At 68.7% G+C, this 10,959-nt stretch carries 8 protein-coding genes; 4 read left to right on the top strand and 4 right to left on the bottom strand.

What is annotated here, in order from left to right; genetic code table 11:
* The first annotated feature begins 1,363 nt into the window (after window positions 1–1,363).
* Entirely contained in the window at window positions 1,364–1,528 is a 165-nt protein-coding gene (locus IT306_24220; protein ID MCC7371548.1) for a hypothetical protein, read from the top strand.
* Window positions 1,519–1,893 (top strand): hypothetical protein, encoded by a 375-nt coding sequence (locus tag IT306_24215; GenBank protein ID MCC7371547.1) that lies wholly within the window; start codon window positions 1,519–1,521, stop codon window positions 1,891–1,893. Before IT306_24220 ends, IT306_24215 begins: the two co-directional genes overlap by 10 nt.
* A gap of 62 nt (window positions 1,894–1,955) precedes the next feature.
* On the opposite strand, the gene IT306_24210 is transcribed toward IT306_24215, so the two are convergent.
* A complete protein-coding gene (locus IT306_24210; protein MCC7371546.1) occupies window positions 1,956–3,827 on the bottom strand; it encodes a CocE/NonD family hydrolase in 1,872 nt (623 codons plus the stop codon).
* The gene (locus IT306_24205; GenBank protein ID MCC7371545.1) at window positions 3,828–5,732 is read right to left on the bottom strand and encodes a peptide ABC transporter substrate-binding protein; all 1,905 of its coding nucleotides are present in this window, start codon (window positions 5,730–5,732) and stop codon (window positions 3,828–3,830) included.
* A gap of 346 nt (window positions 5,733–6,078) precedes the next feature.
* Between IT306_24205 and IT306_24200 the strand changes: the two genes are divergently transcribed.
* The gene (locus tag IT306_24200; GenBank protein ID MCC7371544.1) at window positions 6,079–6,816 is read left to right on the top strand and encodes a GntR family transcriptional regulator; all 738 of its coding nucleotides are present in this window, start codon (window positions 6,079–6,081) and stop codon (window positions 6,814–6,816) included.
* Window positions 6,817–7,052: 236 nt separating this feature from the next.
* Here IT306_24200 and IT306_24195 read toward each other — a convergent pair whose 3' ends face one another.
* Window positions 7,053–8,075 (bottom strand): alcohol dehydrogenase catalytic domain-containing protein, encoded by a 1,023-nt coding sequence (locus tag IT306_24195; protein MCC7371543.1) that lies wholly within the window; start codon window positions 8,073–8,075, stop codon window positions 7,053–7,055.
* A 269-nt stretch (window positions 8,076–8,344) separates the two neighbouring features.
* On the opposite strand from IT306_24195, the gene chrA reads away from it, so the two are divergent.
* Window positions 8,345–9,529, top strand: coding sequence for a chromate efflux transporter (chrA, locus tag IT306_24190; GenBank protein MCC7371542.1), 1,185 nt, complete (start codon window positions 8,345–8,347; stop codon window positions 9,527–9,529).
* A gap of 21 nt (window positions 9,530–9,550) precedes the next feature.
* On the opposite strand, the gene IT306_24185 is transcribed toward chrA, so the two are convergent.
* Window positions 9,551–10,672, bottom strand: a complete 1,122-nt coding sequence (locus IT306_24185) for a hypothetical protein (GenBank protein ID MCC7371541.1) — start codon at window positions 10,670–10,672, stop codon at window positions 9,551–9,553.
* Between the last annotated feature and the right edge of the window lie 287 nt (window positions 10,673–10,959).

Raw genomic sequence — 10,959 nt, 5'->3', positions numbered from 1 at the left:
CTGATTGAACCGCCGCACCAGGTAGGTGACCGCACCCAGACTTCGATACCCCACCGCCCGGGCTGCTGCCGAGAATGACTGCCCTCCAGCCACCGCCAGCACTGCCGTCGCTCGCTTCACCCGGTCCCTGCCTCCGGGCTCTGCACTTTTCGTGATCAGCTCTCTGCACTATTCGTGATCCCTAACAGAACGAGCCCGACAACCGCAACGTCCTTCCAGCTGACGGGCGCTGGTATCGTTGCGGCCGGCACATTCATCGGCAACACCAAGGACCACGTCATTGCTCACTTCCCCACAGCGAACGGCTCCACGCAAGGACTGTACGTATCGGAGAATGGCGGAGCCACCTTCACGAGGCGGAACGATGTGGGTTCACAGAAAGGCATCGCCTACGAACCCAAAGTACCACGGAGTTGGTGGGTTGCCTCGGGCGGGTCAGTCTACCACTCTACCGACAACGGCTATTCATGGACCAATGAATCAACTGGGTTCGCTGGTGCCCTCACCCTGGCGGTAAGGTAGAACCTTCGGGGCGAGGCGTCGTTCCTCACCCCCACAAGCCGGTTGCGTCACGTCCACCCGGTATGCGATCCGTGAGTAGAAGCGAAAGAGTGCGCATCAGTGGTTCTTACAGCATCCCGTTACTCCGGTGGGCGGTGTAATTACCCTTGATGATCGGCCCGGACTGGGTATGGAGCTGGACGAAGATAAGATCGAGGAGTCCACGCCGCTGTCCTGGGCGCCCCGCCACTGGTCGTAGGTTCTCTGGGGCTGCGGCGGCGAAACGGTCCGCCCCGATATCAGGGCGATTGCATGTTGATTGGTGTACCCGATGCATCATGGAACGGGCGGTCGGGGACTGAAGTCCCCGCCTACAGTCACACCGTCGCTGCGCGACGGTCGTCGGGCACGGCCGGCACTGGTGCGACTGGCGCGTCGCGCAGCGACTGCAGGATCGTAGGCGGGGCTTTCAAGCCCCGACGCCGCCGCACGACGCGCTCAACATACGATTGCACTGGTAGCAGCATCAGGGCACGTGCATGTTCATTGGTGCTCCCATAACGTCGTGAGACGCGCAGTCGGGGACTGAAGTCCCCGCCTACAGTCACGCCGTCGCTGCGCGACGGCCGTCGGGAACGGCAGGCACTGGTGCGACTGGGGCGTCGCGCAGCGACGGCAGGATCGTAGGCGGGGCTTTCAAGCCCCGACGACTCTGCGCGGCGCACCCAACATGCAATCGCCCTGGCCCTGCTAGACCCGTGAAGGCTCGACACTGGCGATGAACTGTTCGAGAGTGCTCAACCAGCCCTTGACTCTTCAGCCTGCCGACCGAGTCAGTGAAGCGTCGGTCGGGAGTTCCTTGATGCAGACAGAGATCACCGACGACGCCAACGTCGAAGCTGCAATTGAGCTTCTACGGTCGCTCTGCGACGACGAAGAGCAGGAGCAGCGCGAGACCGGAACAGCGCTCCTGGCCGCACTCGATGAGGACCGCCCCTCGTATCGGAAGCTCTTTCCATCACCGTGATCGTGCTGCTGGACGCCGGCCCGCTCGGATCGGTCTCGAAACCACGAATGTCTGACTCGGCAGAGGACTGCCGACGTTGGCTTGAATCCCTGATCCGGCAGCGGGTCACAGTCCTCGTCCCGGAGATCGCTGATGACGAAGTCCGTCGTGAACTGCTGCGCCACGCGGCCCGCCTCTGGGCCGAAGCTCGCCAGCGAGGCAGACCGACAGCAGTCGACGTGGCGCTGGACGCCGATGTCATTCTCGCTGGTCAGGCGTTGGCCCTGGCCGAGGCGCACACCGATCAGGTTGTCATCGCGACCACGAATCTTCGGCACCTTGAGCAGTTCATCACCGCACGGCTCTGGCAGGAAATCGCGCCCTGACTTCCCGTCCCGACTGTCGCAGGGCAGGGAAGCCGCGCACACGATCCTCAGTCCGGGGCCGGCTACCGCCCGCCCGGAATGATCGGCAGCATCACCCGCGAGGGGCGCGCGGCATCGTGGAAGACCGTCTGGTGCGCGACCACCGTGTGGGTGTGCCGCCCGAGCGGCTCGCCCGTGTTCGGGTTGGCGTCGAACTCCGGGAAGCTGGAGCTGGTCACGTCCAGCCGGATCCGGTGGCCCCGCTTGAAGACGTTGCCGGTCGGCTGGAGGTCGAGCGCGATCTCGTAGACCTCCCCGGGCGTCACCGGCTCGCCGACTAGCCGGTCGTCGCGGTACCGCATCCGCAGGATGCCCTCGGACAGCAGCAACGCGTAGCCGTCCGGGTAGTCGCCGCTCGGCGGGTACACGTCGATCAGCTTGGCCGCGAAGTCGGTGTCCAGGGCCGAGGTCGAGACGAACAGCCGCACGTCCAGCGGCCCCGTGACCTCGGTGTCGGCGGCCAGCGGCTCGGTCTGGAAGACCAGCACGTCGTCGCGCTCGGCCAGCGGGCGGGTGTCCCCCCGGCAGGCCCTGAACGACGCCCGCCCCCGCTGATCCTGGCCGCCGACCAGCACCACGGACGGCAGCCCCTTATCGTGGGCGTAGCCGCCGATGGACGGGCACGGATTGGCCGGATCGTAGTCGTAGGTCGAGGGAGCGGCGTCGGCAGCCGGCGGCACGGTCTCCAGGCCACCAGCGGGCTGGAGGTACATGGTCGTGAACTGCGTTTCCGGCAGCGGCCACGTCCAGGCCGTCTTCCAGTAGCCGCCGTGGAACAGCTTGCCATCCTCGGTCTTGTGGCCGTCGCCGGTCCCCATCACGAACAGCTTCAGCGGCGCGTCCTGCTCCACGCCGTTCGGCACGTCGCGCACCCAGCGGTCGAACCAGCGCACGCGCGTGTCGAGGTTCGGACCCTGCGCCAGCGCGTCGGGGCCGCACTCGATGTCGCCCGCGCCCGTCTCCTCGCCCATGCCCGGCCCGTGAATCCACGGCCCGACAATCAGGTGGATCGGCTTCGACAGCCGCTTCCCAAGCTCCACGAACTTGTCGAAGCTGCCGGCCACGTGGTTGCCGTACCACCCCGAGACCATCAGGATGGCCACGTCCTTCGGGTACTCGTCCCAGCGCCCTTCGATCAGGACGCCCGGCCCCTTCCAGTACTCGGTGAAGTCGCCCTCCGTCATCGTCTTGAGGAAGATCGCCTCGTACTCCGGCGCCTGGGCCAGCGGCGACTCGCCGGCCTGGATCGGCATCCGGTCGATCCACTCCCCCAGGTTGCGGTACATCTCGTGGAGGGCCGTGCGGACGGCCGGGTTCGCCCGCGCCTCGCGGCCGTTCTCGCCCTGGTGGGTGCAGAACGTCAGCGTGCCGGTCAGGCTGAACGCGCCGTGCCAGCGGAAGAACCGCCGGTAGTAGTTCGTGCCGCAGTCGCGAAGCACCTGGGCCTGGAGGCCAGCCGCCCCGCGCAGCGCCGCCGCCTGCTGGTTCGCCGCCGTAAACGAGCCGCCGAACGTCCCGATCCGCCCGTTCGACCACGGCTGCCCCACGATCCAGGCGTGGGTGTCGCGACCGTCCAGCCCCTCATCCGGGACGTTCAGGTTGTGGTGGAACGTGCCGCCCGAGTCGTACCGGCCGCGCACGTCCTGCAAGACCACGGCGTACCCCCGGCGCGCGTAGTACTGGGCCGAGAGCACCAGTCGGCTGCCGGCGCGGTCGTACGGCGTCCGCTCCAGCAAGGTCGGCAGGCCGGCCGCGATGGGCTGGCCGTCCTGCATCGGCCGGTAGATGTCCATCACCAGCGGCGTGCCGTCCGCCGCGTGCATCGTCACGCCGCGCTCGACGTGGACCTCGTACCACGCCGTCGCGCCGGCCGGGGCCGCCTCGCTGGCCGCCATCTACTTCTGCCACTCGGCGATGCCGAACGTCTCGGCGTCGAACGGCGAGAGGGTCGTCCCCTTGAGTGCCTTCGACCGCCCCGACACGACCTTCCGATCCACCAGCGGGATCGCCGCGTACGAGTTGACCACCACGTCGTTCATCTGGATCCAGAGCTGCCGGCTCTTCTCGGGATCCGGCTCGATCAGCGCCTGGTCGTACAGCCGGTTGTACTCGTCGTCGGCGAACTTCATGTAGTTCGACGCCGACCAGCTGTTCGCCTTGGTCGCCCAGTCGCGCGCCTTGTCCTTGCTGTAGAACCGCTTCATGATGTTGGCCGGAAACGGCGAGTCGAAGCTGGTGCTCCACATCTGGGCGTCGGCGTTGAACTTGCTAACCGTGTCCGGGTTGCCGGCCGCCCCCGAGAAGAACGAGCCGGAGTCAACGGCCTTCAACTCGACCTCGATCCCGATCTTGGTCCAGCCGTCCTTGACCAGCGCCTGCTCCTTCTGCCGCAGCGAGTTGACCGACGTGACCAGCAGCATCTTCATCCGCTGGCCGTCGGGGGTCGTGCGGATGCCATCGCCGCCCTTCTTGTAGCCGGCCTCGTCAAGGATCTGGTTGGCACGGTTCAGATCGTAGACCAGTCTGGTGGTTGTCGAGTTGACGCTGGTCGGCGTGGTCAGCACGTTCGGCGTGGCCGTGCCGGTCGGGCCGTAGAGCGCCTTCGCCAGCGTCTCGCGGTCGATGGAGATCGCCAGCGCCTCGCGCACCCGCCGGTCGGTCAGGAACGGATGCTTCGTGGTCGGGGCCGACTTCTCGCCATCCACGTCCTTATTCGGGTCGGCCTGGTTGAGCTGGATCTGCTCGACACCCGAGCCTGGCACCGTGTCAAGCTCGCCCTTGCCGCCCTGCATGATCTGGGTCAGCACCTGCACCTCGACCTGGAGGTTCCAGGCGTAGTCGTACTCGCCGGTCTCGAAGACGGCCCGGGCCGCCGAGGCAGCGTCGCCGCCGCCCTTGATCTCGACCTGCGAGAAGTACGGCTTGCCAGCGTCACGATAGTTCGGGTTCGGGCGGTAGAGCACCTGATCGCCCGGCTTGAAGTCGTCCACCACGTACGGACCAGTCCCGAACGCCTTCAGGTTGAACGGCGCATTGCGCGACTCAGCGCCCGGGTGATCCTTCAGCACGTGCTTCGGCACGATCAGGCCGCGCTGGCCGGAGAACGGCAGGTACCAGCCGGCCGTCGGCTCCTTGAACGTCACCTTGACGGTGGTCACGTCCAGCGCCTCGACCTTCGCCAACGGCAGGTACGTCCCCGCCGTGGTCGCGGAGACTTCCTTGTTGGTGACGTAGTCGAACGTGAACGCCACGTCGTCGGCGGTGAACGGCTGGCCGTCCGCCCACTTGACGCCCGGCTTCAGCTTGTAGGTGACCGTCGTGCCGTCCGCGCTCAGGCCGCCGTTCGCCTTCGAAGGCACCTCGGCCGCCAGCACGGGGAGGATCTTGCCCTCGGCGTCCACCGTCAGCAACGGCTCCAGGCAGCAGCGAGCCGCCACGAAGTCCTTGGTGCCCTGCGAGAGGTGCGGGTTGACGATGGTCGGGGCTTGCCACATCAGGATCTTGAGCGCGCCGCCGCTGGCCGCCTTCGTCGCGGGCGCGGTCTGGGCCGCGGGCTTCGCGGCCTCGGCCGGCTTCGCTGCTTCGGCGGGCTTCGCGGCCTCGGCCGGCTTCGCCGGGGCCGCCGTGGGCGCGGCAGCGGCCGGCGCGGCCGGCTTGGTCTCGGCCGGCTTGCTCTCGGCGGGCTTCGAGGCGGCTGGCGCCTGCTGGCCGCACGCCGTCAGCAGGGCCGCGCCGGCCACGCCCGACGAGAGCATCAGGAGGAACGAGCGGCGCGACGGGCGGCGAGTTGAGGTGGGCATGACCATGACAAACCTCCGAGCGAGACGAGCAGCGAGGACAGCATCAGGACTGAACAGGACGCCACACGAAGGACGACGCAGGCAGGCGGAGCCGCGTCAGACGAGCCTGTCGCACGGGGCGAACCGGGCGCGTCAGCCTGAGCGTGCGCCCCGTGCGCTACCATCGTTTCGTAGTATGCTACGTAGCATACTAGCCTGGCGTGGTGGCGTCAACGGGCGGTTCATCCCCCTCCCTGCTACCCTTGTGGCCGCCTGTTCCACCTGACCTGGATCACCTCCCCTGGCACTCGCGCTCGCTCGGACCCCGCCCGCCACCCGCCGCAGCCCCTTCTGCTGGAGCCGTCGCTTGGCATCCCTTCCAGACCGCATGCTCGCTCCCGGCGACCTCTCCCTGCCGCCCTACGAGCCGGATCCGGCCCTGGCGGATCAGTCGATGACGCTTCAAGCGTACGCGGCGATCCGGCAGGCCATCGTGGACGTCCACATCCGCCCCGGCGAGCCGATCGCCGAGAACACGCTGGCCCGCTGGCTCGGCATGAGCCGCACGCCCGTGCGCGAGGCGATCCTCCGGCTGCGGCAGGAGGGGTGGGTCTACTCGATCCACCGCAAGGGGCTGTTCGTCAGCCCGGTCTCGCTGAGCGACTTCCGCGAGCTGTTCGAGACGCTCGAAGGGCTCGAATCGATTGTTGCGCGGCTGGTCACCGAGCGGGCCACCCCTGACGACCTGGCTCGCCTCAGGAGCATCGTCGAGCGGCAGGAGGCCGCCACCGAGGCCGACGACCGCGAGGCCTGGACGGCCGCCAGCCGCGACTTCCACACCGCGCTGGCCGAGCTGGCCGGCAACCACCACATCGCCGACGTGCGGGCGCGCCTGCTCGATCAGGCCGGCCGGGTCTCCCGCCTGACGCTGCGGCTGCGGCCCCGCCCCACCGAGCCGACCGCCGAGCACCGCGCCCTCTTCGAGGCCATCGCCGCCGGCGACGTCGACCGCGCGATGCTCCTGGCGCACGCCCACCGCGCCCACATGCGCGCCGAAGCCATCGCCCTGCTCGAACAGCACCTGCCTCAGATCGTCGTCCGGTAGCGGGCGAGGGCCCTTCGGGTCCAGGGCGATTGCCTGCTGGTCTCGTCGTACAGCCGCGTCGGGGCTTGAAAGCCCCGCCTACCATCCTGCAGTCGCTGCGCGACGCTCTAGTCTCACCCGGCGACGGCTATTTCCACCCTTCGTCGCGAAGCGACTGAATGACTGTAGACGGGGACTTCAGTCCCCGACCGCTCGTTTGACGGCGTGTCGGGAACACAGACGACTATGCAATCGCGCTACCCCTTGACCTTGATCAGCACCTTACCGGCCGCCGCGTCCGCCGACTCCAGCAGGTGGAACGCCTCGGCCGTCTGCGCGAGCGGCACCTCGTGCGTTACGATGCCGCTCAGGTCGAGCTTCTTCTGCTCCAGCAGCTCGATCACGTCCAGGAAGTCCTGCTTCTGGTACATCTGCACGCCGATCAGCTTGCGCTCGGCCCGCTGCACCTGGGCCATCGGCAGGGTAACCGTCGCCGGGAAGATCGCCGTCAGGATGACCGATGCGCCCCGGCGGGTCAGGCGCAGCGCCGAGAGCAGCGAGGCCTCGCGGCCAGCGCAGTCGAACGCCACCTCCATGCCGCGCGGGAACCGGGCCTTGACGGCGTCCTCAGCGCCCTCCTCCAGCGGGTTGATGACCAGATCCGCGCCCACCTGCTGCGCCATCTCGCGGCGAGCCGCGCTGATGTCGCTGACCACAATCGGGCCGGCCCCGACCGCCTTGAGGCAGGCCGTCAGCACCAGGCCGACCGGCCCCGCGCCCAGCACCAGGCACGACTTGCCGGTCACGTCGCCGTACCGCGCGATGGTGTGCATGCCCACCGCGCCAACCTCGATCAGCGTCGCCTGATCCTGCGGGATCCACTCCGGAATGGTCAGGAACTGGTCAGACGGCAGCACCAGCTCCTCGGCCAGCGCGCCTGGGATGTGCCCGCCGATGACCTTCAGCCCCTCGCACCAGTTGTAGTGCCCCTCCAGGCAGGCCTCGCACTCGGTGCAGCCACGCCCCGCGATCCCGATGACGCGGTCGCCGGGCCTGACGTTGGTCACGCCCTCGCCCACGTCCATGACCCGCCCCACGAACTCGTGGCCCATCACCAGCGGCGGCCGCAGGACCGGGTGGCTGCCGTCGTACATGTGCAGGTCCGAGCCGCAGATGCCGCACGCCTCGATCGAGACCCGGGCCTCGCCCGCGCCCGGCAGCTTCGACGGAACCTCTTCGATCTCGATCTTCTTGATGTCGCTCAGTAGCGCACGCTGCATGGCCGTGCTCCCTCCCAGGATCTCGTCGGGCTGCGCGCCAGCATGGACGCCGCCCCTGGTGAACTGGCTCCGAGTAGGGTACCGCGCGGCCGGGCCAGACCGCATCGGCTGGGACCGTCCGTCCCAGGCCGTCTCGACGCGCGGTGGATATCTGGGATTCCCACGCGGGCTGTTTGGTGGTACGCTCGTGCCCGCTCCTGCCGCCGCAACGCAGCACGCGGCGCCCGGCACAGTCGGCACAGACAGCGGAGAGGGACGGTGAGCGAGGCATGAGCGGGTCGCTTGCAGAGGTCGCGGCGGCCTCGCTGCGCCTCGGTCTGACCTCGTTCGGCGGCCCCATCGCCCACCTCGGCTACTTCCGCGACGAGTACGTCGTCCGTCGCAAGTGGATCGACGAGCAACGCTACGCCGATCTGGTTGCGCTCTGCCAGTTCCTGCCAGGGCCAGCCAGCAGCCAGGTCGGCATCGGTCTTGGGATCATTCGGGCTGGACTGCTCGGCGGCATCGTGGCCTGGCTCGGGTTCACCCTGCCGTCGGCCATCGCGCTGACGGTGTTCGCGCTCGGCGTCCAGAACGCGGAGGTCAGCAACGCCGGCTGGCTGCACGGGCTGAAGATCGTCGCCGTGGCCGTGGTGGCGCAGGCCGTCTGGGGCATGGCGAAGTCGCTCTGCCCCGACCGGGAGCGCGCCACCATCGCCATCCTGGCCGCCATCGCGGTGCTGGCCATCCCGAACGCGCTCGGGCAGGTCGGCACGATCGCCCTGGCCGGACTGGTCGGCTGGCTGCTGCTGCCGGCCGCCGCCCCGCCGCCCGCCTCAGCCACGGCGATCCCCCTGAGTCGGCGGACCGGCATCATCGCGTGGGTGCTGTTCTTCGGCTTCCTGGTCGGCCTGCCGCTGATCCGGCTGATCGCGCCGTCCCAGGCCATCGCCCTGATGGACAGCTTCTACCGCGTCGGCTCGCTGGTGTTCGGCGGCGGGCACGTCGTTCTGCCGCTGCTGGCGGCCGAAGTCGTGCCGACTGGCTGGGTCACCAACGAGCAGTTCATCGCCGGCTACGGCGCAGCCCAGGCGGTCCCTGGCCCGTTGTTCACCTTCTCCGCCTATCTCGGCGTGATGATGGCCCAGCCGCCGAACGGGCTGGCCGGCGGCACACTGGCCCTGTTGTCGATCTTCCTGCCGTCGTTCTTCCTGGTGGTCGGCGCGCTGCCGTTCTGGGAGACGGCCCGCTCGCAGCCGGCCTTCCAGTCCGCGCTCAAGGGGATCAACGCGGCGGTGGTGGGCCTGCTCGGGGCGGCGCTCTACACGCCGGTCTTCACCAGCGCCATCGTCACCACACCGGATCTGATGCTGGCCCTGCTGGCGTTCGGGCTGTTGATGTACTGGAAGACGCCGCCGTGGCTGGTGGTCGTGCTGACCGCGCTGGGCGGCGCGGCGCTCGGAGCGCCGCGGTAGCCGAAGACCAGCGCGGCGAGGTCACTCCGCCAGGGCGAGCCGCCAGATGCCCGTGGCCGTCGCCGCGTACAGGTTCCGCCCGTCGATGCCAAGAGCCAGATCGCCGACGGCGCCGATATCCCTGCCCAGCTCCGACCAGGACGCGCCGCCATCCTGCGTGGTCATGACCAGGCCGTCCTTCCGGCCCACAAACACCCGATCGGCGTTTGCGGGATCGACGGCCAGCGCATCGATGCGCGTCTGCGGTGCCCGCAGCACCTCCGTCCAGCCGTCCAGTCCGTTGTCGCTCCGCAGCACGACCGCCGTCGTGTACGAGGCGTCCGTGTACGGATTGTGCTCCGGCGGCCGCGCGTCGAGCAGGTGCGAGGAGGCGTACATCCGCGTCGGAGCCACCGCGAAGCCGCCCGCGATCCGCGACGCCGCCCCCTGTAGGGACAGTCGGGTCCAGGTCAACCCCTGGTCGGCGCTGTGCTCCACCCGCACCCCTCCGTACTCCGCTTCAAGGGTGGTACGCGCGCAGAGCGCACGTCGATACGCCTGCGCCGAGTCCGTGGGGTGGGCGTAGAACAGCGGCACGCCCCATCCACAGGACGGCCCGGCGATCTGCCGCTGACGGACCTCCCAGGTGTCGCCTCCGTCGAGACTCAGCAGCAACACGTAGTCACCGAAGTAGCGACGGCTGGCGTAGACCACGCGCGGATCGGCCGGACTGACTGTCACTGCCCGAAGCTCGTACGACGACTGGTCCGGCCGGTTGAGCTTCGTCCAGGTCTGGCCACCATCGGTCGTCCGGAACAGCTCCTCCGGCTCGGTGGCGCTCATCGCCATCGCCGCAAACATCACGTCGTGGTTGGTGGGATCGACAATCGCGTTCGCCCGCTCGATAGCCGACGGCCGTTGCGTCTGAGGAGGCAGGCTGACGGCACGCCAGGTCATTCCCCCGTCGTCCGACCGCAGCAGGCCACTCACCGTTCGTGCGAGCAGCGCGCCGCTCGTCGGGGCGAACAGGCGGACGGCCGGTGAGGGCTCGACCTGCTCCCAACCGCCGGGCTGCCCAGCGACGGCTGCCGTTCCAACAGGCGTGCCGACGATCCAGACGAACAGCACCAGCGCCGCCGCCGCACTCCCCAGCCGAGTCCACATCGTCTCCCTCCCTGGTCGTGCTGAAACCAGCATAGTGCAGCCAGGGCGGTCGCGCGTGTCGGCCTGACAACAGGCGGCAGCATGTTGCGCCGGATCGACGCCCGAGGACGGCCCGAGCAGCCGCCCTGGCATGGGACATGCAGCCCCTCCGTCAGCCGCACAGCCGTGCCGCGCCCTACCGATACAGCCGACTGTCACAGCGCACAGCCGCATCTCAGAGCGAGAAACCCCTTGCGAAACCCTGACGGCCGATGTACCGTGGAACCGGCGGCGCGATGCTGCGCTGA

Source organism: Chloroflexota bacterium (assembly GCA_020850535.1).
GTDB lineage: Bacteria > Chloroflexota > UBA6077 > UBA6077 > JACCZL01 > JADZEM01.
This window is presented reverse-complemented; position numbering and strand designations above follow the sequence as displayed.